15 protein-coding genes, 2 tRNA genes and 1 pseudogene are annotated in these 24,426 nt (G+C 34.7%); 10 read left to right on the top strand and 8 right to left on the bottom strand.

Going from position 1 to position 24,426, the window contains the following annotated elements:
• Positions 1–368: 368 nt before the first annotated feature.
• Entirely contained in the window at positions 369–1,388 is a 1,020-nt protein-coding gene (gene ilvC, locus V5N67_RS03130; protein WP_332060450.1) for a ketol-acid reductoisomerase, read from the top strand.
• 83 nt (positions 1,389–1,471) lie between these two features.
• On the opposite strand, the gene V5N67_RS03125 is transcribed toward ilvC, so the two are convergent.
• On the bottom strand, positions 1,472–2,872 hold the full coding sequence (locus V5N67_RS03125; RefSeq protein WP_332060449.1) for an amino acid permease: 1,401 nt from the start codon (positions 2,870–2,872) through the stop codon (positions 1,472–1,474).
• A gap of 163 nt (positions 2,873–3,035) precedes the next feature.
• Between V5N67_RS03125 and V5N67_RS03120 the strand changes: the two genes are divergently transcribed.
• Positions 3,036–3,233, top strand: coding sequence for a hypothetical protein (locus V5N67_RS03120; RefSeq protein WP_332060448.1), 198 nt, complete (start codon positions 3,036–3,038; stop codon positions 3,231–3,233).
• Positions 3,234–3,767: 534 nt separating this feature from the next.
• Here the strand turns inward: V5N67_RS03120 and V5N67_RS03115 are convergent.
• The 3 genes from V5N67_RS03115 to V5N67_RS03105 form a co-directional block, all read right to left on the bottom strand.
• A complete protein-coding gene (locus tag V5N67_RS03115; RefSeq protein ID WP_442879237.1) occupies positions 3,768–4,004 on the bottom strand; it encodes a GNAT family N-acetyltransferase in 237 nt (78 codons plus the stop codon).
• 1,240 nt (positions 4,005–5,244) lie between these two features.
• Positions 5,245–5,451 carry a hypothetical protein gene (locus tag V5N67_RS03110; RefSeq protein ID WP_332060447.1) on the bottom strand — a complete coding sequence of 69 codons (207 nt, stop codon included), beginning with the start codon at positions 5,449–5,451 and terminating at the stop codon, positions 5,245–5,247.
• Between the two features lie 818 nt (positions 5,452–6,269).
• Positions 6,270–6,345, bottom strand: a tRNA-Lys gene (locus V5N67_RS03105).
• Between the two features lie 470 nt (positions 6,346–6,815).
• On the opposite strand from V5N67_RS03105, the gene V5N67_RS03100 reads away from it, so the two are divergent.
• On the top strand, positions 6,816–8,387 hold the full coding sequence (locus V5N67_RS03100) for a TerC family protein (protein WP_332060446.1): 1,572 nt from the start codon (positions 6,816–6,818) through the stop codon (positions 8,385–8,387).
• Between the two features lie 694 nt (positions 8,388–9,081).
• On the opposite strand, the gene V5N67_RS03095 is transcribed toward V5N67_RS03100, so the two are convergent.
• The 3 genes from V5N67_RS03095 to secD all read right to left on the bottom strand — a co-directional run bounded on the left by V5N67_RS03095 (position 9,082) and on the right by secD (position 14,432).
• On the bottom strand, positions 9,082–10,035 hold the full coding sequence (locus tag V5N67_RS03095; protein WP_332060445.1) for a lysylphosphatidylglycerol synthase transmembrane domain-containing protein: 954 nt from the start codon (positions 10,033–10,035) through the stop codon (positions 9,082–9,084).
• A 33-nt stretch (positions 10,036–10,068) separates the two neighbouring features.
• A complete protein-coding gene (locus V5N67_RS03090; protein ID WP_332060444.1) occupies positions 10,069–11,814 on the bottom strand; it encodes a cation:proton antiporter domain-containing protein in 1,746 nt (581 codons plus the stop codon).
• A gap of 107 nt (positions 11,815–11,921) precedes the next feature.
• Positions 11,922–14,432: a protein translocase subunit SecD gene (gene secD / locus V5N67_RS03085; RefSeq protein WP_332060443.1), complete on the bottom strand. Its 2,511-nt coding sequence runs from the start codon at positions 14,430–14,432 to the stop codon at positions 11,922–11,924.
• A 631-nt stretch (positions 14,433–15,063) separates the two neighbouring features.
• Here secD and V5N67_RS03080 point away from each other — a divergent pair.
• The 3 genes from V5N67_RS03080 (at position 15,064) to V5N67_RS03070 (ending at position 19,264) form a co-directional block, all read left to right on the top strand.
• Positions 15,064–17,445 carry a mechanosensitive ion channel domain-containing protein gene (locus tag V5N67_RS03080; RefSeq protein ID WP_332060442.1) on the top strand — a complete coding sequence of 794 codons (2,382 nt, stop codon included), beginning with the start codon at positions 15,064–15,066 and terminating at the stop codon, positions 17,443–17,445.
• Positions 17,439–17,711 (top strand): hypothetical protein, encoded by a 273-nt coding sequence (locus V5N67_RS03075; protein WP_332060441.1) that lies wholly within the window; start codon positions 17,439–17,441, stop codon positions 17,709–17,711. Before V5N67_RS03080 ends, V5N67_RS03075 begins: the two co-directional genes overlap by 7 nt.
• A 680-nt stretch (positions 17,712–18,391) precedes the next feature.
• On the top strand, positions 18,392–19,264 hold the full coding sequence (locus tag V5N67_RS03070; RefSeq protein ID WP_332060440.1) for an outer membrane protein: 873 nt from the start codon (positions 18,392–18,394) through the stop codon (positions 19,262–19,264).
• Between the two features lie 242 nt (positions 19,265–19,506).
• Here the strand turns inward: V5N67_RS03070 and V5N67_RS03065 are convergent.
• Positions 19,507–19,592: transfer RNA gene (locus V5N67_RS03065), tRNA-Leu, on the bottom strand.
• A gap of 169 nt (positions 19,593–19,761) precedes the next feature.
• Between V5N67_RS03065 and ilvA the strand changes: the two genes are divergently transcribed.
• From ilvA to V5N67_RS03045, 4 genes and pseudogenes are all read left to right on the top strand, one after another.
• Positions 19,762–21,027: a threonine ammonia-lyase IlvA gene (ilvA, locus tag V5N67_RS03060; RefSeq protein WP_332060439.1), complete on the top strand. Its 1,266-nt coding sequence runs from the start codon at positions 19,762–19,764 to the stop codon at positions 21,025–21,027.
• A gap of 45 nt (positions 21,028–21,072) precedes the next feature.
• Positions 21,073–21,603, top strand: a complete 531-nt coding sequence (locus tag V5N67_RS03055) for a hypothetical protein (protein ID WP_332060547.1) — start codon at positions 21,073–21,075, stop codon at positions 21,601–21,603.
• 291 nt (positions 21,604–21,894) lie between these two features.
• On the top strand, positions 21,895–23,289 hold the full coding sequence (locus V5N67_RS03050; protein ID WP_332060438.1) for a DEAD/DEAH box helicase: 1,395 nt from the start codon (positions 21,895–21,897) through the stop codon (positions 23,287–23,289).
• A 358-nt stretch (positions 23,290–23,647) separates the two neighbouring features.
• Positions 23,648–24,119 (top strand): annotated as a pseudogene (locus V5N67_RS03045) (late control protein); the annotation flags it as partial.
• Positions 24,120–24,426: the final 307 nt, after the last annotated feature.

Genomic DNA, 24,426 nt, shown 5'->3' with positions numbered 1-24,426 from the left:
TTCTTGCTATCCGCTTTAATTTGGTTCATGCTCAAGAAATTGCATGATGTATTTTTATTTTAAGGATATAAGGATTTATTACGTAGAGCGAAGAGTATAAAGTATGTATTCTTCTTCATAATATTGTCTTGTATAATACATCGTTTTGAGCAGCGGGTGAAATTTATCTTTAAACTTGGGTGTGTTTTTGCAAGATTTGGGGGGGGGCCGTATTTTTTTATGCAATATGTAAAGACTATTCAATTACTGTAGTGTTATGAATAATGATTTTGTTATTCATTATGCACGAAGTGATGATGAGAGGTTTGACTTTTATTCAATAAAAATATTTAAAGTTTAGCGTAATGTAAATATAAGGAAGTGTTTTCATGGATATTTATTATGATCATGATGCGGACATTAATTTAATTAAAGGACAAAAAGTAGCCATTGTCGGTTATGGCTCACAAGGGCGTGCGCATGCCTTAAATTTAAGAGATTCTGGTGTTCAAAATGTGCAAATTGCTTTGCGTCCAGATTCGGGGACAGCTAAAAAGGCTATTGCAGATGGTTTTGAGGTTGTTAATGTTGCTGAAGCGGCAAAGTGGGCAGATCTGATTATGATGGTAACACCCGATGAGTTGCAGGCTGATATTTATAAAGAACATATTCATGATCATTTACGTGATGGGGCAGTGATTGCTTTTGCTCATGGTTTGAGTGTTCATTTTGGCTTAATTGAAGCTAAGAAAACAGTTGATGTTGTAATGATTGCTCCTAAAGGTCCAGGTCATACAGTTCGCAATGAATATCAACATGGTGGTGGCATTCCTTGCTTGATTGCGGTTGCGCAAGATGCTTCAGGACATGCTCATGATATAGCTTTATCTTATGCTTGTGGTATTGGTGGTGGACGCGCTGGTATCATTGGAACAACTTTTAGAGAAGAATGTGAAACAGATCTTTTTGGTGAACAAGCTGTTCTTTGTGGCGGACTTGTTGAGCTTGTTCGTGCAGGTTTTGAAACATTAACAGAAGCAGGATATGCGCCAGAAATGGCTTATTTTGAGTGTTTGCATGAAGTTAAACTTGTTGTTGATCTTATGTATGAAGGCGGCATTGCAAACATGAATTATTCAATTTCCAATACAGCTGAATGGGGCGAGTATATGTCTGGTCCACGTGTGATTACTGATGCAACTAAAGCAGAGATGAAGCGTATTTTAAAAGATATTCAAACGGGTAAGTTTACATCGAATTGGATTCAAGAATACAAGGCTGGTGCCGCTCATTTTAAAACTATGCGACGCTTAAATGATCGCCATCCTATTGAAGAAGTTGGAAAAAAACTTCGTGCGATGATGCCTTGGATTAAATCTAACGCTTTAGTTAATAAAGAGCGTAATTAAATTTTTATTTTTGAACGTATACACTAAATAATAAAGGGCAACAGAAGTTGCCCTTTATTATTATATTTTTTTATATATAAATTTTATTTCTTATCTTTAATAAAGTTCTTTTTTGCAAATATTAAATACATCGCACCTAAGAAGATAAACCATAATGGAATATATTTTAAAGCTATTAAAGTATCAGTTTCTAACGTCAACAAGAAGATTATGAAAGCAAAGAACACCAAAATTGCCCAACATACGATAACGCCTCCTGGCATTTTATAGATGGAAGTTGCGTGTTGTGCAGGACGATTATGACGATACATAATATAACTAATTAAAATTACAGACCATACAAATATAAATAAGATCGATGCGATAGTGGTTACAATTGTAAACGCGTGTATAACGCTCGAAGATAGCGATGAGACTGTATATCCTAATAAAATGCATATGCAAGAAAAGAGTAGCGCATTGGCTGGAACACGGTTGCTGGAAAGCTTTCCAAAAAGATGAGGCGCTCCTCGCTTAGTTGCAAGCCCATACACCATGCGGCTGGTAGAAAAAATACCGCTATTGGCGGAAGACGCTGCTGATGTAAGAACAACAAAATTTACCAAACTAGCAGCTATTGGAATACCAATAAGCCAAAACATTGCAACAAATGGACTTTTGTCTGGAATAATTTGATCCCAAGGTGTAACTGACATAATCACAACGAGAGAAAATATATAAAATAATACAATACGAAGAGGTATTGAGTTAATTGCCATTGGCAGAATTTTTTTAGGTTCTTTGACCTCAGCTGCAGTTGTTCCAGTAAGCTCGATGCCAACAAAAGAAAAAAGAGCAATTTGAAATCCAGCAAAAAAACCTGTAAGCCCTCTAGGAAAGATATTCCCGTCGTTCCAAACATTACTAAGAGAAGCAACAGTACCATTTGGAGAGGTAAAGCCTGTACAAATCATAAAACACCCAACAATAATTAATGCTAATATTGCTATGATTTTTATAAGACCAAACCAGAATTCAAGTTCACCGAACAATTTTACTGCTAAAAGATTAAACATTAAAAAGAAAATAACACAAATGAAAGCAATTCCCCATGCATTGAGTGAAGGCCACCAAAAATGTGTATAACTTATGATAGCAATAATCTCTGCAGTTCCAGTTACAACCCAGCATAACCAATAAGTCCAACCAATAAAAAAACCAATTCCTGGTCTTAGCAGATCAGCAGAAAAATCAATAAAAGAGCGGTATTGTATATTGGAAAGCAGTAATTCTCCCATAGCGCGCATCACAAAATAGAGAACACAGCCAATAATAGCATAAACTAATATAATTGAAGGACCTGCAACACTGATTGTCTTTCCCGACCCCATGAAAAGACCTGTTCCAATAGCGCCACCAATGGCAATGAGTTGCACATGGCGAGTATCTAGTCCACGTTGTAGTTTGCTGCGATGATTTTCGTTGGAATTTTGTTTATAATCCATTTTTGGGAAGTTCCCTTTAATTATTAAAACTAAAATTACTCAAAAAAAGGTAATCCCCTCTATGGAAGCATGTTAAGAGTGAGTCGTAAAGGAGAAAAATATTTTAATAATTCTTATGATTTCAAATAAACTATTTTTGAAACCTTTAGAACGCAGTAATAATGTGGTACAACGAAATCGCTACAAAGGTGATGTTTTGTCTGCTCATTTAATTATTTATGCAGTGTTGTTTCGCAAAATTATGGAAGTTGACGCTGAGAAAATAGATAAAATTTTTTCTAAAAAGCAAAGTCATAACAAAATAGAGGTTATTCTTCTAATGTTAGCAAGGTTTTTAGAACAACAAGGTATTACAAATTAATTGAATCTAGGGTATAAACTTTAGAAAATAAATATTTATGTATTGCATATATATATTATAGAAAAATGCAATTTTGTATAGAAGAGATTGTTGCGATCATTAAGTGTATAATTCAAGTATGAGTTTTGAAAAAATTCGGTGCGTAACGAGACAAGCTATTCAAGCGTTTTGTTTGTTAGTGAAGTGAATAAAGTGTTTATAACTTTTATTGTGCAAGATGAAGCTACTCCACTAATACTGTTTAATTTAATGCGTAGAGCAAAGAGCATCTTTTATTGAATATTATATGAAGATAGCTAACTGTAAACAGTTTACTCCTAGTGCTTTATATTATGGCTGATGCAGCATTTGTTGCTTTAAGGTGCAAAATGACGGTGTGATATCGTAACCTTTTAGATATAAGACTGATTATTACAAATTTTTTGTGAGCATAGAAGATTTCTGTAATTTAATTTTTTTAAGTATTTATTAGTCAAATTTATGATCATGAGATTTATAAATATACTTTAATTATAATCGCTTATGGTCAATTTATTACATATTTGGTGAAATCCAACTGTAAATATTTTGATTATGAAAAAAACCATTTAAATATTCCGCTTTTCTAAGTGTTCCTTCATATACAAAGCCACAATGCTGAGCAACTTTATTGCTTTTCTGATTTGCAGTGAAGCATTTGATTACAAAGCGCTTTATAATGCAATGTGATGCATAGTAATCAATTAATGTTTTAATCGCACGTCTGATAATTCCTTTATCCTGAGCTCTTATATCGAGCCAGTATCTAATATACGCGGTTTTATTTCCTGTATCGGTGCTATAAAAGAAAGCAAATTGACTGGATTGTTATTAAACAAATAACGTATGTTTTACTTTCATTGTTTTTATGCGTGCGTAAACATGAATTAAGAAAATTGGATGTATTTTTTCATGGTTTACGAAACTTGGCCAAGCCATCAATTGGCTGAAATGTTCTCTGTTGAAGTTAATGATTTCATAAAGAATGGAGAAAAATTTTGCAGATGCTACTGTTAGCACGATATTTTCATCAACATATAGATTTGCATCCCTATGCAGTAAATCTTTAGAGTAAGTAGATAGACCAGAAGAAACCATTTTTGTGGTTAGCACTTTTCTTTTTACCTAGGTGCAATCAGTAGTTTTCTGCAAATCCATCTACTAGCAATTTATCAGCAATTTAAATGTCATAGACATTCAAATTGCTGATAAGAAGATTTTACTTGATTTACTTCTTGGAAAGCCTAAAGGAGTTAATGTATAATGTCAACTATTAGCAAAAATCTAACTGATACTAAAATTAGTCTTATATAGGTGGACACAATGGTGGTATTTATAACTCAAAGTTTTACCAATTATAAAGCCACTATTTTTCCTCAAATATTGATCTAGTTCAAAAATGATTTGCCATTTTTGGTGGTGATCTTCTAAGAGTTTTTTTAAGCTAAAAAACATAACCTAGTACAAAATTTGCTGATAAGCTATAGAAAAGTAACATAATTTTTATAATGAAAAAAAAATTTCAACTTATTGATTTTATTTGTTAATGATGATTGTTTTAAACAAACAGTTCGCTAGTAAAAAATCACATATTTTTTCTATGTGATCCGACAAAGCAATTTATATTTGTTGGGTAAAGAAGCTTTGATTCAGCAAATTAAAAAATTTCAAAATACTGCATTATTGTTTTTTCACAATAGAAATTTGATTGAAAAGATGCGTTAACATTTTTTGGTAGTTTAGCAAAAAAGCTACCAGCATTTGATGATATATATAGAATCTTTGTTCATTGAAATTTCCAATTTTGGTATTTGTTTAATTTTTTTTTAAGAAAGGCTAATTAATTGAATGATAAAAACATATGCTTACATTAGGGCAGTACTGTATAGAGTAGTGCATATTTACAGTATTTAAATTAAGCTTATTCTTTTGCTTGTTTTTTTCTTGATAAAATATCGGAGCAAAAAGTGCGCTCGTAAATACGCCTAATGAATTATAGTGCTTCAAATATTGCAAAAATTTTGATATTGGCATTCAATATTTCTCGTGTATAAAAAACGGGAACAATAGGGGTTGTATCATCAAAAGAGTCATAATTATCATCTAGTTGAAGTAAGGCATAGAAAATTTGGGTTTTGTCTAAAGTAGCTGAGTGATGAAATATAGCTATTCCACCAATTTTGTTGATTTTGGCTTTCATTTTGTGCGGTTTTAGGTACTTTCATTAGAAGGCTAAAAAAACTACAACTATAAAAACATAATATACCTATCAAAAGGGCTCCTTTTATTTTTGCATATGAGAATGTAAATCCACTTAACCCTATGCCTATGATAGTGCCAAGCTTAATAAATTATATCGATTTTTGTGTTCGCATTAATTAGATGTTCTTTCAGAATGATGCTTTGGATTTAAAGGAACAGCTGATGACATATAAAAACAGATAAAAATACTTAAGAAGGCACACAGCAACATCAATTTTATTGCTATATATAAATGCCTTAATATTACTCAACTCATGATAACTAAACCTCTAACAAGATTTGAAACGATAATTTGCATTTTATTATTGTATTTATCTGTCACAATACACCAAAAATAGGTGCGAAAATAATGCTGGGCATCTACTAAATTGAGGAATACGATATTTATAATTTTAGTATTTTAGAAATCACGATGGATAATTATTTTAAGACATTGTTTACGTTTTTTAAGAGGTAAGATCTATGAAATCTCTAATTTGACGATGAATAACAGATTGATGCTATAGCTGTGTAAAAAAAATTTCTTTAAAGATAATTTATTAATTGTCACGAATCAGTGCTACCAGTTATTAATAATTCATCCCTATATTACTGTCTAAAATTGGATATCAAACTGATATTTTATTGTATTAACCATTCAAATATCATTATTCCTATAAATTTCCCAATAGTTTCATTTAGATGGTGCGGTAGAGCACCCAGCAACTAAAAACATCTTTTATGATTGAAGAAAAATTGCTAACTTATTGATTTTATTGGTGGGTGATGAGGGGATCGAACCCACGACCCGCTGATTAAGAGTCAGCTGCTCTACCAACTGAGCTAATCACCCACTTATTCTCAAAAGATGAGAATGAATGGCTCTATAACGCTCTTGAGGAAAGATGTCTAGATAGTCTCGTTGCTTTTTATATAAAATAGTAGAAGTTATAGCTAAACTGGTTGTACAATTTAAAATATGCTACTGCCTCTTGATCTTATACAAAAACAGAACCATTATAGAGGTCTCTATAAATAAATGTTCTGATTGTAAGTTGGAACTGTAGTTGGAGGATCGTCGAGCGTAATGCCCGAGCAAAATTCAGAAAAACCTTCTTGTGGTTGCAAGCGGTATGATTTGCCGTTCTGTTTTATAAACTTTATCAATAACCATGTGCATTTAAGTAATGTCGTGTATTTTTTTGCTTCTAGACTCAATCTGATGTTCAATGTTTTTGATCAATTGTGCGAATGAAAGCTCATGAATTTGTTTTGTCAGCCGCACGCATTTAAGCTTTTCAAGACGCTTTTAAAGGGTGAACTATGATGGAATGGATCGCTGATCCCAATGCGTGGTTTGGCTTGGTTACGTTGATTTTTCTCGAAATTGTTTTGGGAATAGATAACCTTGTTTTTATTGCAATTTTAGCAGAAAAATTGCCTTTGCATTTGCGTGATCGTGCACGCTTGATAGGTTTAACTTTAGCATTAGTTATGCGAATTTTTCTTTTGACGATTATTGGATGGGTGATGAATCTTGAGACAATGATTCTTTCTATTTCATCCTTTGTGTTTAGTTGGCATAGTTTCATCTTGATTGGTGGTGGAGCTTTTTTGCTGGCAAAAGGAACACTAGAATTACATGAAAGGTTAGAAGGTACCACGCATGAAAAAGAAACAGGTGTCACTTATGCTGTTTTTTGGCAAGTAATAGTTCAAATCGTTGTACTTGATGCAGTGTTTTCTCTTGATAGTATTATTACTGCAACGGGTATGATTGCCAAAGAGCAAGCAATGGTTATGTATGTAGCAGTGATCGTTGCTATGGGTGTGATGATGTATGGGTCTGGCACTCTCATGCGTTTTATTAATCGCCATAATACTATTGTAATTCTTTGTCTTGGTTTTTTGATGATGATTGGTTTTACTTTGATTGTTGAAGGATTTGGCTTCCATATTCCAAAAGGGTATTTGTATGCGGCTATAGGTTTTTCTGTTCTCATTGAAGCTTTTAATCAAATTGGACGTCGTAATCGTGAAAAAATGATTACAACAAATGATTTACGTAGTCGAACAGCTGATGCTGTTTTGAGGCTTTTAGGGGGCGGAAAAAAGGACGGAAATCTTAGTGAAACTGTGGATGTGATTGCTGAGCAGGCTGCAGCTTCTGAGATTTTTCGACCAGAAGAAAAGGAGATGATTCGTGGTGTTCTTGATTTAGCAGATCGTCCTGTTCGTTCTATTATGTCGCCGCGTAATGAGATTGAGTGGTTAGATTTAAATAGTGATGAAAATGAAATGCGTGAAGAGTTGCAACAAGTTAAGCATAGTCGTTTAATTCTTGCACGTGAAAAAGTGGATGAATTTGTTGGTGTTGCTTTGACCAAAGATCTTCTTTTGAGTTTGGCTGAGGGCAAAAAAATCAATTGGAAAAAAGCTATGCGTGAACCACTCGTTGTTCATGAAAATACAAGCGTTTTACGATTGATGGAGCAATTACGGCGTTCTTCAATTCAGCTTGCAATTATTGTTGACGAGCATGGATCTTTTGAAGGAATTGCAACGCCGACAGATATTCTTGAAGCTATTGCAGGGGATTTTCCTGATGATGATGAAGAACAACCTGTGGTGGCAGAACAGCTTGAAGATGGAAGTTTTCTTGTTGAGGGATATGCTGACATTCGCCGTTTAAGTGGTTATCTTGAGCGTAATCTTGTTGATGAAGCAGATCGTTATACTACCTTAGCAGGATTTATGCTTTGGCGTTTTGGTCATTTGCCCAACGAAGGTGAGAGCTTTGAGTCTGATGGTTTGCGTTTTAAAGTTATAGAGATGGATCGCCGAAATATATCTAAAATTCTTATTTCTCGACTTGTTTTGCAGGAAAAAAGCTAGTAATTCGCGCTAAGCAAAAGAAAAAATTTATCACTATTATAGAAAATCAAAAGCTGATCGGGGAGTGGCTGTTTGGTTATTGTTTTAAAAATTATTTTTGATGAAAGATTTTAGAGTGTGTAGTGATGGATGTGCGAAGATGGTGAAGTCTAGTGATTTTTTTTATGATAAAAAAAAAGCTTTAATCGACGATCAGCATAAGGATTCGAGAACAAAATGATGTAGAGTCATTTGTAAACGAAATAATAATTACGTGTACACTTTTTGTGTGTTTTTTAATATAACAAATTTTGTGAAATTATTGTTTGTATTTTATGTGATCGTTTACGAAGCTTATTTTTATTTTCTTCTTTCTCTAAAGGCGTTACAGCATGTACTATACTACAAAATAGTGATTAAATATCTACATTTAAAATCCAATGAAGGTTATTAAGTTGTTACTTTTCCGTACAGTTTTTATTAGGTAAGCTTATAGACAGCTTTTTTTAAGAAAAATTGAAATATTGAATATTGCTACATATTTTTAAACGGGAAGTTTGTATAGAAATAAAGGCACTGCAAGTATAATTTATACTAAATCTAAAAAGGATATGATAAAGGCAATAATTGCATTAATTTCCATGTAAAATCGAAAGTGATATCGTCTTTGTTATTTACGTGTGCGCAAAAAAGAATAATGGAGATGTATCCTTTTTTATTTTGGTGATGTCTTTTGTGTTCGTTTTCGATATTGTTGAAACTCAAAAATTGCTACAACGAATAATGAGATAATGAACGGTATAATCAAATAAAGCATCCTAAACACAATAAGCGCTGCGATAACATCAGTTGGATCTGTATTGGGCATACCTGTTATGAATAGGGCTTCAAGAACGCCAACTCCTCCTGCAGGAGCATTAGAAAGAATGGTTATAGTAAACGATGCAAGGAAAACACCAAGAACAGAAATAAAATGAATATCCGCGTTATGTGGAAGCACAGCATATATAATTCCTGCTGCTCCTAAAAGTTCTAGCGGACTAATGAGCAGCTGTTGAATAACAACTTTCAGCTGGGGGTAAGAAAGTTGAATTTTTTTGCCTAAACGTAAAGGCTTTAACTGAAGCCAGCTGCCAAAAATGTAGAGTGCTATGCAGACGAGTAAAATTGCACCAACCATCGTGCCAAGCCATTCAGGAAGGTCCTTATGAATGAGAGTGATAATTTCAGGTTGCAGAATCAAAACAATACCAAAAAGTAAGATTGTGCCTATTATAAAAGTAAAAGAGCAAAATCCTACTAATATTGCGATTTCTGTCCCGTTTAATCCTTTCATTTTATAGGCACGATAGCGCACGATTGCACCAGAAAAAACTGAAGCGCCAATATTGTGTGAAAGTGCATAGGTGGTAAACGAACATATAGCGATAAAAACCCAAGAAATTTTATGACCGAGATGTTGTAAGGCGATTCTGTCATACCCAGCGAGAGAAGCATAAGCTATCAGAGAACATAAACAGGCTAATAGCCAGTGCTGTGCATTCAAATTACCCAGGCGTTCTAGTACATCGTTGAAAGAAATAGCAGATAACTTGATATAAAGAATACGGATAGATATTAGCATTGCTAAAATACCAATAAATGGCCATATAAATTGCTTTATTTTCATGCTTCGTCATCCGCTTTTTTGCATTTATGCTTTTTATAAACTTAGTTCATGGTTACTTGTATGTGATAAAGATCGTTGTCCAGTTACATATTCAATAACACCGTTAGCGATTTCATCATCATCAGTTACTACAATATCTGCACCTAAATCAATGAGATAGGTTGTTTCTGTATTGGATAGCGCATGAGTGATGATTGGAATATCTTTCTTAATATCACGTATATTTGTTATACATTGTCCTACCTCAATGCTGTTGCGCATTGTAATAACAATTTTGCACGCGTTACTAATATTTGCTGCATTTATTATTTCTTGTTGTATAATGTTGCCGCAAATTGCCTCAATTCCATCTTTAATTGCTTTATCAGCAAGGCGTCTTGATTCTTCCACTACTATTACAGGTTCGCCTTTCTTCATTAAGGATAATGCAACATATTTACCAATACGACCATAACCAATAACGACAATATGATTGGTTTTTGAGGTAATTGGCACAAATTCTTGGTCAGAATCCTCTGGATCAATATTAATAATTGTTTGTGTATCTTGTAAATTTGCAGGAAAATTTTCTAGATATTTTTTAATTTTGTCACAGGCGGTGAAAACAAAGGGATTGAGTAAGATAGAGAGAATTGCTCCCCCAAGAATTAAATCATGAGCATCGTTGTTTAAGAGCCCAAAATTCAAACTTAGTCCTGCAAGGATAAAAGAAAATTCTCCAATTTGTGCGAGGCTAGCAGAGATGGTTAAAGCAGTTTTATTAGAATAGCCAAAAGCTTTAATAATGAAGAAGGAAACAATAGATTTTCCTAATATGATAATTAATAATGTTGCGAGAAGAGGAAAAAAGTTGGTCAATATTTTCCCTGGATCAAATAACATGCCTACAGAAACAAAAAAGAGAACAGAGAACGCATCTCGCAATGGTAAAGATTCTTCTGCTGCACGATGACTGAGTTCTGATTCACTCATAACCATACCTGCAAAAAAGGCACCAAGAGAAAGAGAAACACCAAATAAATGAGCAGCTCCAAAAGCTACTCCTAGCGCAATTGCAAAGACGCTAAGACGAAATAATTCACGTGATCCTGATTGTGCACTTACTTTTAGTAACCATGGAATAACGCGTCTCCCAATAACAAGCATGAGAGCGATAAATACAATAACTTTTAGGATGGTAAGACCAAAAACTCCTCTAATATCTAAGTCTAGCCATTGAACAAGAGGATCAATGGCTTCTTTTTTTGTATTACCAAAGATGGTTGCTAGTGAAGGGATGAGAACAAGTATAAGAACCATAGCAAGATCTTCAATGATCAACCAACCTACAGCAATACGCCCTTTTTCTGTTTCAATAAGATGGCGTTCTTGCAAAGCGCGTAGCAGGATAACAGTACTTGCTGTTGATAAAGCTAAACCGAAAACGATGCCGCTACTAAATCCCCACCCCATGGTCAGGCTGAGCAATAAGCCTAAAAAAGTAGAAAATGCCATCTGTGCAATAGCAGCAGGGATAGCAATAGCTTTGACAGATAAAAGGTCTTTTAATGAAAAATGTAGTCCAACACCAAACATTAGCAAAATTATACCAATTTCGGCAAGTTGATTGATAATAACGGAATCTATTTCAAATCCACCTGTATTGGGTCCCACAATAACACCCGCTAATAAGTATCCTACGAGTGGTGAAATGCGCAAACGATTAGCAATCATTCCCAAAAGAAATGCTAAACATAAACCCGCAACAATAGTTGTAATAAGTGGCGTATCATGGAGCATAATTATTTACGATTCTTTTTAAAAAAGTTAACTAATTGAAGCGGTTATAATTTTTTTATGAAAAAAAGAGAATGGCATATCATATAAATTAGCATGGTATTTTCATTTTAGTTTAGCGTTTTTGTATGATTATTTCGTTTATTCCACCAATTCCCTAGTAGTAATAAAATAGGAGCTGCGATAAAGATTGAAGATGATGTTGCAATAATAATTCCAAAGACCATGGGGAATGCAAAATTATGCACAGCGCTTCCGCCCCATATCGCCATAGGGAGCATAGCTAAAACTGTGGTGGCTGATGTAAAGATACAGCGTATAAGAACCTGATTAATTGAAGAATCAATCAATTCACGCAGTGGCATTTTTTTATAAAGACGCATATTTTCACGCATTCGATCATAGACAACAACTTTATCATTTATGGAATAGCCAACAATCGTTAACAGGGCGGCAATGGCAGTTAAATTAAAATCGAGTTTAAATAAAGCAAAAAAACCAATCATTTTTGTGGTGTCTAATATGAGTGTAACGATTGCTCCAATTGCAAAAAACCATTCAAAGCGTAACCATATATAGAGTGACATGGCAATTGCCGCTAAAACAACAGCAGTAAAAGCAGCTGTGGCAAGTTCACCTGAAATTTTAGGACCAACAACCTCTATTTGATCGAATATAGTATCTGGGTAGATATTGTGTATAGCTTTTTTTACCTTATCAATAGCAATAGTTTGTTGTGCTTCGCTGCCATTTTGTTTCTGAATGCGAATCAAAACGTTGTTTGTGTTATCAACATTTTGCAGTGTCACTTCACCAATGTTAAGGGTGGAAAGCTCGGAGCGTAAAGTTGCCAAGTTTGCTGGTGCTTTTGTGGTAATACTTATTTGGCTGCCACCAATAAAATCAATACCCAAATTTAAGCCAGGTTTAAAAAACAGAAAAACTGAAGCAAGTGATAAAACAATTGATACACCGATACCAATAAAACGAGCTTTCATAAAACGAAAAGTCGTATTTTGAGAGATAATGTTGAAAATAGAGCGAAAATGAAGAGTTTTAATTTTCCACTTACGAACTACCCAAATCATGATGATGCGCACAATGGTGATATTTGTAAACATGGAAATGATAATACCAAGCAACATTGTTACAGCAAAACCGCGAACAGGACCAGTGCCAAACCAAAATAGCAAAATAGTTGCAATAATTGCAGTCACATTGGCATCAACGATGGTTGCAAAAGCTTGTTTAAAGCCACGATCCAAAGCAGCAAAGGCGCTGATCCCTTTTCGACTTTCTTCGCGGATTCGTTCATTGATTAGAATATTGGCATCAACAGAAATTCCGATACCTAAAATAATCCCAGCAATTCCTGGTAATGTGAGTGTAGCACCAAGAAGACTTAGCGCTGCAAGTGTTAAAACGGTATGCAGTGCCAACGCTATATTTGCAATGATACCCCACATCCCATAAAGAAAAAAAATAAAAATCGTAACGAGAACAAAACCTATAATACCTGTGTAAAGTCCCATTTGAATGGCGTCAGCACCAAGGTTGGGGCCTACGGTTCTCTCTTCAATTACGGTTAGTGGTGCGGGCAAAGAGCCAGCTCGCAGTAGAGCTGCCAAAGTTGATGCTTCTTTGGGGTCAAAATTTCCCGTAATTTGTCCTTGTCCGTTAGGAATAACACCATTAATAATGGGTGCGGTTAAAACTTTATTATCAAGAACAATTGCAAAGGGGCGGTTAATGTTCTGTCGTGTTATATCTGCAAATATTTTTGAACCAGTGGAATTCATGGTGAATGATATAATCGAACGTCCTGGCATTTGCGGGTCGAAACCTGCACGGGCATCTTTGAGCACATTTCCATCCAAAGCGACTTGGTCATAAACTGCATAGCGTTGTCCATCATCAATATATCCAGGAAGGATTGAAACCCCTACAGGTGGATTATTTATATCTACATTGAGAGGGACAAGATGAAAGGTCATCTTAGCAGTAGTTCCTAAAAGATCACGCAATTGCTTTGGATCTTGTAAACCAGGCAGTTGAACCATAATACGGTCAGTGCCTACCTTTTGGATGGCAGGCTCGGTCACACCAACTTGATCTATACGACGACGTATGATTTCTAAGCTTTGTTCAATAGCATTGCTTATACGGTCTTTAATACTCGCTTCAGTTAATACTATACGGATAGTCTCATTTTGAGCACTGATAGTAATATCATCGGCTGTAGTGCCAAAGCTGCTGTGTATAGGTGTAATCAATGTCTTTAAAGCAGAAAGAGCTTTTTCACTTTGTGTTGGATCAGAAATGATAGCAACTACGCTATTGTCAACGATGCGGACGCTCGATGTACGGATTTGTTTTTCACGTAGTTTATTACGTACACTACCCAAAATTATGTGTAGTTGATCGCGCTTTAATGTTTTGGTATCGACTTCGAGTAAGAGAGAAGAGCCTCCTTGAAGATCAAGCCCAAGTGTTACATGAGTGTTTGGTAAGAATTTTGAATTTTCAATTTGTTCTTGCGAAAATAAATTGGGCAAAGCAATGTAGATGCTGCTTAAAATGATAAAACAATAAAGAGTAGTCAACCAACTAGGTGTACGCATGATGTATTCCGCTAATAGGTAATCTAATGGTTATCAAGGTTAAAGGCAGGAATAAAATAGAATAATATAGCTCGCAAATAGGAGGAGCACGTTTGTTTGAAAAATATTGCATTTGAAGATGACGAAGTTGTGTGCAAGTAACCACGGTGATTATTAAAAATGTATTCAATGTTAGAATACTTTGAAAAGCATTGACAGGCAAAACGTGTTTTGTATGAAGTGTTACGAATTTTTTATTTGCATCCATTGTAACATTAAATTGATCACGCTTGTTTTCTTGATGAAGTGTATTAGCTTTAATATCGTTGGCATGTGGCTGATTGATCAAGTTGCTCCTCGCTCCTAGGGCACTCTTCAGCAACATGCCAAAGTAGGACAGAAAAAATCCACTCGTGAAAGAGAGAAAATTTCCTTTTTTGCAATATAGGTGCAAAAAAAACATGCGAGAACGCTTTCTTTATTTTATGATTTTAGCTTACTATTATTCTTTCTTTTATCAGTATTATAGGATGAGGGAAAGCTTTATAATTTAGTGTTATTCATTATAGATTATTTTGCGGAAGTTGAAAATATTTGCTTCATGCCATATTTTAAAATAGGAGGGAATTGCTCATATTTATATAAGGCAGATATGTATTCATTTTTTAAAAAGAGATTATGCATTCTTTTCTTCATTTTTAAGATTATTGTCGTATTTAGCTCTTGTGCATGGGGGCATTTAATATCACAAAATGCAATAGCTAAACAATCACTCACTACGCATTCAATTGATGAAATTATTGAACAACAGCAGTCAATTGCCAAGACTCTTGAACAAGATACAGAGACTTTAAAAAAAGATTTTGAGCGTGAGTTAGAAGATGAACATGCTTTAGCAGAGTTGCGGTTACGAGCGCGAGATATCAGTAGACGTGCTATAGAAGCAGCATTTATTTTGCGTACTCCTCTTAATGATATTAATGCACTTCTGGATCAAATAACAGAGCTTCATGATGACCAAAAAAGCTTAAGCAGTCAAAGTCAAAAGCGCTCCAATTTGATAGAGCTAAGAGCTAAAATTAATGGTACAGTGCTTCGGTTTGAAGAAGTATTTCTGGCTACAAATAGAATGGCCGAACTTGCGACTGCTCAATCTCGGGAACTTTTAAAACGGACACTTACGTACAAGTTTGAGTTTTCGACATCAATGTTTAAACACCTCATTGAAAAGACTAGAGAAGCTTCATCTGATTTTGTGTTTCTGTTAAAATCTTGGTGGAAATTTGTATTTCATTTCAAATTACTACAACTTTTTCTTGCCTTTTTGATTCCAATTTTTATTGCTTGTGGTCTTTCTTACTTTTCTCGTAAAGCTCTTGTACGTGTATATCGTCATGCTACCAACGGTAATGGTAATGAGGAAATATCTTATTTACAGCGCTTATTAGTCGCTTTTGTTTCAATTCTTCTCCCTTCGCTTGTATGTATCGCTTGCGTTTATTCCATGTTTTTTTTGTTTCGCAGTTTTAGTTTGGATTTAGGAAAACTCACAACGGTATTTCATGCGATTGGGCATCAAATTATTTTTATCTTTTTTATAAATCGTTTAGCTGTCGTTCTTTTATCATCGAACATGACACATATGCGACTTATCAATATTGCACCATTGGCGGCAAAACAATTGGTAATATTGCTCACTTTTTTAGGTGGAGTTTTGGCATTTGATGCTGTTTTTGATAGTATTTATCAAGTTGTTTCCGCTTCTCTCTCTTTGACAGTTTTCAAAAGTTTCATTGCTGTTTTTGTTGTGGCGGTATTGCTGTTTATAATTTCATTTATGCCGCTGCAGTTTAAACGTAGAGGTTCTCAAAGTGAAGAAAGAGAGCCACTATTTTTGCCATTTTATATACGTGTCCCTCTCATTGTATTGGGGATATCGCTCATTGTAATGGACTTTTGGGGTTATATCGGTTTGGCACGTTTTATAATGCAACAAATTGTGATCGATAGTGCATTTTTGGTTTTAATGTATTTGGGGATAAAAAGTTCTCAAGCTATTGGATCTAAAGGCCAATTTATGAAAACAAGCGCTGGTCAAGCTTTAATGCAGTGGTTGCATTTAGAAAAGAGAACTATGGATCAGTTGGGAATTGTTATTAGCATTTTTCTCAATTTAGTTGTTATTGTATTTTGTGCAATGCCAATTGTTGTTCAGTTTGGGTTTTCGTATTCTGATTTGAAGGCAGTGTTGTGGCAGTTAGTTACTGGTTTTCAAATTGGAAATGTGTCTATTTCTTTGATTTCTATTGCAACAGGAATTGTTGCTTTCTTTGCTTGTTTGTTCCTTGTTCGCCGATTTATCAGTTGGCTGGATGGTATGGTGTTAGTGCGTGAAGAACTTGATTCTGGTGCGCGTAATTCTATCAAAACAGTGATAAGTTATGGTGGTATTGTTGTGTCTGTTTTGATAGGATTATCAACGGCAGGTTTGGATCTTAGAAATTTTGCCTTGATTGCTGGCGGACTCTCGCTTGGTATAGGTTTTGGTCTACAAAATATTGTTCAAAATTTTGTATCTGGTCTTATTATTTTGGTTGGAAGACCGTTTAAACTAGGTGATTACGTAGAATCTGGATCTGTAGGTGGTATTGTCAAGCGAATCAATGTGCGCGCAACTGAACTTGAAACATTTCAACATAAGACTGTTATTATTCCTAATTCAAGCCTCATCAATAATAATGTAACAAATTGGACCCGACGTACCAAAATAGGGCGGATTGATATCCCTGTTGATGTTTCATCCAATATTTCTCCAGAGCACGTTGTGGAAATTTTATTAGAAATTGCTTCAGCTACAGAGGGTGTTTTAAAAAGTCCAGCGCCACAGGTAAATTTTACTGCATTTGATAGTAAGAAATTTTCATTTACTTTGGCTATTTACGTGCCCAACATTACTTCTACTTCTAAGGTAGCTAATGCTCTTCGTTTTGTATTATATAAACGTTTCGCTGAGGAAGGAATCCTAGCATGCTAAAATATGTTCATGTTTTTATTGCAGCTATGTTGTTAAATATTTTAACTATGGTTGTTTTTGCAGCAACCGTGAAGAATACTGATTTAAAAGCACAATCACTTATCATTGCTGAAGGAAGCACGTTATCAAATATTTCTCTGAATGCTGATCAAACTGCTACAGTCTGTACGAAGGGATGTTTTATTACTTTTCCCAATAAGGATCGTTTTGCAATAAAGCCGGAGGATAATATAGAAATAAATAATGGTAAAGCATTTTTTAAATAAAGTTATTTAGAGTTTTTTATTTATGTACTTTATTGAAAAAATATTTATAAAATAAAATTTCTATTATATTATTTTAATTAAAGTAAATTATTATTGGTATTTTTAACTTTTTATATAAATAGTATATTTTGTTTTTTTTGAATAAAACTTTTTAATAAGTGTGATTACTCTTTAAGAAAAAGAATTTTTATAACTTATAAATATAAATAATAATATCTACTATAATTTACTTACATATATATTTAAACAAATTTATTAATGAGATAAAGCACGCTGCAGGTTGAAGGCATTAAGGCGTTATTGCCATTATCCATATATTGGTTTTTGTGCACGGCTTTAGCTGCATCCAAGGTTACAATAAAATTTTGACAATGGGTGCGACCATTTATTACGAGTAAAAATGTACGCGTCCATGCTAATTTATTTTCTAACGCTTTATATAGTGTATTTATAACCTATTTTATAAATATCAATATGTTAAAAATAATCTGTATTATTTTAAGGTATTGCTTTACACAAAAAAAACGATTAAAAATTTATTTTGATAATTTTATACAATATATAGGTTGATAATTGTATTATATTTTACATTTTTTATGTGTTTAAAAAATTGTAATATACTTTATATTAACTTGTAATGTATTTTATCGGTATTTTAATAACAACAATCGGGTATCATTATGAAGCTAAAATATTTAATAACAGCATCTGTTGTTCTCTCAGCGTCTGCAGTGCAGGCAGCAGATGTGGTACTTTCTCATCAGCCAGAACGCGTTGCTTTACCAGTTTCAACAGACGCTGCTTCTCCTAGTTTTTCTTGGGCAGGATTTTATTTCGGAGGTCAAGTTGGTGGCTTTTCGAGTAAAGTTTCTGCATTTACTCCTGATAAGGAAATTCCTCTTTTTCCTAATGAAGATAGTAAAAATAAAAAATGGGTTCCACTTGAGAAGAAATATGTACCTGAACCTTCTGGTTTTATAGGTGGTTTTTATGCAGGTGCTAATGTTGATTCTGGCAATGGTTTTATCTTAGGGGTTGAGACGGATGTGCTTTTGTCTGGAAGGAAAAATACAAAAACTATCACCATTACCAGCGAATCTGATGGAAGTCAGATTGTAAGGGACGAATCTGGTGAAAACAGTGGAGCGAGCAAAGTTTCTCTGCCAGTTGTTGGAGATCAGAGAGAGGCAGAAGACCGTATAACTTTTAGTCATACTTTAAAACAAAAATGGACTGGTGCTACACGGGGACGTGTTGGTTTTTCTGCAGGTCGTATTATGCCTTATGTTTCTGGGGGTATTGCTTATGGGCAGTTTCAGGATACCTTGTCGGTATCAATTACAGGAGACGATAGCTTTAGTAGTACACTAGATGATACAAAGACTATGATTGGTTATGCTATTGGTGGTGGTGTTGATTTTGCAATAACAGATGATGTTATTGTGCGTGCAGAGTATCGTTATTCAGATTTTGGTAAAAAGAAATTTGGAGATGAGATGGAAATTGGCTACAAGACTAATGACTTTCGTGTGGGTGTAGCTTACAAATTTTAATTATAAATCCTAATTTTTGCAAAATTAAATTTCTAAGAGGTTCCATCTTTAATGGAGCCTTTATTTTTTATACCATAAAATATTACTTTATAGCTGAGAGGAGATCATCAATTTTTTAATGATCGTGATAAAGTGAGAAATAATTACTAAAACGTCACTTTTAAAAAATGAAGATTTTTGAGATCATTGGCGTAATTAAAACACTAATTCAAAAAGAATGAATGATTCGTATTTCATATAAATGGTGCGGACGGCGGGACTTGAACCCGCAAGGTCTTAGACCGGCAGATTTTAAGTCTGCTATGTTTACCGATTTCATCACGTCCGCGATGAAAGTTCTCTCATAAGCTATATTTTTCATTGAATCAAGAATTAATGAATGAGAGAAAAATTTTTCATTCTCTGGTAATTTTTTGACTGACAGTGATTGCTAATGATTGTTTTTATGGCTAGAAGAAACCTGTATAATATTAACGTAGCATGAAATGGTTGGTGTTATGAGCAAATTTATCCATGACGTAACTAAGGCTACGACAGCTTTACATAATGTGTTTGCTGAAACACCGCTTCAAAAAAATGATTTTCTTAGTCAAAAGTATGATGCAGAAATTTATCTGAAACGTGAAGATTTAACACCAGTAAGATCATATAAAATTCGTGGTGCTTTCAATTTTGTTTCAGAAATGCTTGCTAAGATACCTCAAGATGCTGCATTTGTTTGCGCATCAGCAGGAAATCATGCACAAGGAGTTTCTTTTGTTTGTCGCTATTTTAAACGTAAAGGCGTGATTTTTATGCCTGTGACAACTCCGCAACAAAAAATTGATAAGACACGCATTTTTGGTAAAGAGTTTATTGATATCCGTTTAACTGGAAATACGTTTGACCAATGTTATGCTGCCGCGCAATCTTTTGTCGCTGAGGGGGGTGGTGTGATGGCACCGCCATTTGATGATATTCGCATTATTACGGGGCAGGCGACAGTCTTATGCGAGGCTGTTGTGCAATGGAAAAAACTTAATGGAGATACTGAGCCAGATTTGATGATTGTACCTGTAGGTGGAGGTGGTTTAGCTAGTGGTGTGAGCAAATTTTTACGTGAATATGGTTGGAAAACAAAACTTCAGTTTGTTGAGCCGCAAGGTGCTGCAAGTTTGCTTGCTTGTTTGAAGAATGGAAAACGTGTCAAACTTAAAAATATTGATACATTTGTAGATGGTGCTGCGGTGGCGGAAATTGGCACGTTAAATTACACAATGTTGAAACAGTTTTCACCAGATTCTGTTATCACAGTTCCTGAAAATCGCGTTTGTTCCACAATGCTTGAGATGCTCAATGTTGAAGGTATAGTGCTTGAACCAGCTGGCGCTTTATCACTTGATTCTCTTAACAGTATTTCTTCTCAGGAGATAAAGGGCAAAAAAATTATTCTCGTTATTTCAGGTGGTAATTTTGATTTTGAGCGTTTGCCAGATATTAAAGAGCGTTCTCTGCGGTTTCAGGGATTGAGAAAGTATTTTATTTTCAGTTTTCCGCAACATCCTGGTGCGTTACGTAGTTTTCTTGCTCAATTATCTCCAGATGATGATATTGTGCGTTTTGAATATCTTAAAAAATCAACTAGAAGTTTTGGCTCTGTGTTAGTTGCAATTGAAACAAAAAAATACGATAATTTTTATTCTTTAGAAAAAAAGTTTCAAGAATTAGGTTGGCGTTATCGTGATATTACGGATGATCAGACATTATTTGATTTTGTTATCTGAGCAGTTAAAATTTTGATAGAAACAGTTGAAATAAGAGATACAGCGATGAAATCTGTTTTTTATTGCATGCTGAGTTTGTTTTTGTTTTTTTATTTTGGCAAACAGAGCTTAGCAATTGAGCCAACAGCAATACAAAAAGCTGAACTTTCAAATTTAATTATTGATGTTAATAATGCTGTGAAAAGTAAAAACTTTTCATCTATTTTTTCTTATATGCCCAGTCGGCTTTATAAAGAAATGGCGCGCCGATTAAATACTACAGAAAGTGATTTACGAAATAATTTTCTTAAACAGCTGCGTGTTCAATTTGAAAATTTGCCTGCTGGTGCTTATTATTTAGATGAAATAAGTATAAATTATTTGCAAACCGATAACGGTACTTTTTATGCTTTGATTCCAACTACGATTGAGACGAAAGATCGCATCATTCAATATAAGACTTTGGCGATTTTCGATCAAACGCAATGGTATTTAATTTATGGGGGTCAAAAAACTATACATAATCCAATTTTTCTTGAGATTTATCCTGGTTTTGATAAAGTATATTTACCAAAGGAAACGATAATAAATAAATGATTAAAGTATTGTTTTTCTTGTCTATGATAAATATGTCTTGCGAGGTGCTTGCTTTTTTATTGTAATCTCACGATAGTACATGTGAATGTGTTTGGATTGGATGGCTGGTTCTTTGTAAGGTGAAATCTATGCACCTTTATTCTTATTTTAAATTATTTGTAGGTTGCATGATTGCTATTTCAAGCGTTGTTCCGCAAGTTTAAAATGTCAAGCTCTCCATTATGTGGATTCTTGAAGTAGAGTTCAGCTTATTATTTTTTAGTAATTGTTGAACTGAAGAGAGGTTTTATTTTGAATATAAATAGAGAAAATGGTTTTATAAAATTGGGCTTGTCTACTCTTTTGATTAAGAACTTATCCATTTCTGGTATGAATAAACCTAAACTTATTCAAGAGCAAGCTATTCCAATGATGCTGAAAGGGCACGATATTTTAGGGATTGCACAGACAGGTTCTGGAAAGACCTTGGCATTTAGTTTACCTGTCTTGAGTCAGATTTTGACTTTGGGTAATAAGCGCTGTCCGAGAACTGCTCGAGCTTTAATTTTGGTTCCTACGCGTGAATTGGCTGTTCAGATTGATGAAACAATTCGTATTGTTGCAAAAGGAACGCATCTTTCGACATGCCTCATTTTTGGTGGAGTATCACGTTTAAAACAAATTAAACGTATGGAAGCAGGTGTGGATATTTTAGTAGCAACGCCAGGTCGTTTAATAGACCTTGTTCGTGAAAAGTGCGTTGATCTTTCCCAGTCTCGTTTTTTGGTTCTGGATGAAGCAGACCGTATGTTAGATATGGGCTTTATTAATGACGTACAAAAAATTGTAAAATTTTTGCATAAGGAGCGTCAAACAGTGCTTTTTTCTGCAACAATGCCGAAAGAAATTTCAGCACTTGCAAATACTCTGCTCAATGAGCCTGTAAAAATAGAGGTTGCTCCACAAGGAACTACTGCTGCAGACATCGCTCAAAAAATATACTGCGTTCCTATGGGTGAAAAAAAGAGTGTTTTAGCTAAACTTTTGACAAATCCAGTTTTCGCTTCGGTTATTGTTTTTACCCGAACCAAACATGGTGCTGATTCTGTTACACGTAGTTTAGAAAGAGTAGGGTATTCTGTTGCAACGATTCATGGGAATAAATCGCAAAATGCTCGGCAGTGTGCATTAAAAGCTTTCCGTGAAGGATCAGTGCGGATTCTTGTTGCGACAGATATTGCGGCGCGTGGTATTGATATACCAGAAATAAGCCATGTTATTAATTACGACTTGCCAGATGAAGCTGACAGTTACGTGCATCGCATTGGTCGCACAGGACGCAATGGTGCATCTGGTAATGCCATCACACTTTTTGATGAAGGAGTAGAGAGGACGCGCTTGCATGCCGTAGAGAAATTGATTCGTATGAAAATAGTGCGTGAATCCATTCCAGTGCAGTTTGCAGCGTTTCCCAAAAAGCCATCTGTACTAAAAAATAAAGAAAAGGGAAATGGTAAAGAAAATAGTAAGGAACGTCGTTTCAAAAAATCTAAACGTCAGAAGCGACTTTTGAGTCGCCAAAATAGTGCTACACAGTCACAGAATAAAAATTCTCCATCTTCAAGCGAAAGATACGAAAAAGAAAAAACAGTGATAAGAGGTACAAAATCTTTCCGTTCTCGTAAATCGGTAAAAAAAGCAGCTTAAATCAAATGTTTAGAAACTATATAGGAGAAAAATTTTTTGTTTTTTGCAATTTTGAACTTGAGACAACAAAAATAGAACAATGCTCCTTTTAAAACAGCATTATCGCATATATCCCCTTATAATGAAGAGAAAATTATGATTGGTCAAAATTTTCTTTTTATATCCATAAATTAGCTGGTGTCACATTCTTAATTCTGGAGATAATATCGAATGAGTTTGTTATTTGTGTGGGAGATTCATTGTAATTTAAGAGCAGGGTGTAATATTATGTTACCCTAATACGGTTTTTACCCCGTAGTTTGTGTGTTTTCCTACCTGAATTTACAGTGCTTGATAAGAAAAGCACGGTGAGGCGCTTATGGGATTAAAGTATACATGCCCCTTTATTATAATAAAAAGTGAGTGACAAACTTGTTCATGAGGTTTTTTATCAATGTCTTTTATCTGCCACCATTATCGATCATGCGGAAAATGAATGTGATACATTCGAGGCAGAGTTTGATGATAGCGGCAATGATTTAGAGATTCCCCAAAGTAAAAGCGATCTACAGGTTAGCTTTGGTTATGAGGACAGCATCAGTGCTTCGATGGGATGTTTTATTGTCGAATCTGTTGTGAGCTCTGGTAGTAGTGACGGAGAAACCTTGCGCATCTGTGGCAAGAGTGCTTCCATGATGCGCAAAGAGATCAAGGAACAGACAAGTAAGCATTTTGATTCCCAAACCGTTGGAGATATTGTTGAGACATTAGCCAAACGCCATGGCTCCCAAGCAAAAATCAGCTCAGAGTTCTATGAGAAACCGTTATCTTATGTTGTTCACACAGATCAAATTGATTCCACCAGCAAAAATTATCAATGATCGCTTAAGGCCGATGTGGTAAATTTTTTCGGGTGTCACAGCACCATTATTAGCCATTTATGGATATGGTGAAGTTCCAGATCAGTAGCCGTGAAGGAGTTTCAACATCTCTCTCTGTAAGACTCATCTACGTTAACTGATTTAGAGTGTGCTCTTCGGTTTTTATATCTGCAGCGGTTAGGTTTTAGTGGTAAGGTTGTTAATCGCGCGTTTTGCATTTCAACGGATCGTAGTGCACGGTTTAATTATTTTAAAATCGAAGCGTTATTGGAACTTA

Source organism: Bartonella rhinolophi, assembly GCF_036576165.1.
Classification (GTDB): Bacteria; Pseudomonadota; Alphaproteobacteria; order Rhizobiales; family Rhizobiaceae; genus Bartonella.
Note: the sequence above shows the minus strand (reverse complement) of the source record. Positions and strands in the feature narration are given on the sequence as shown.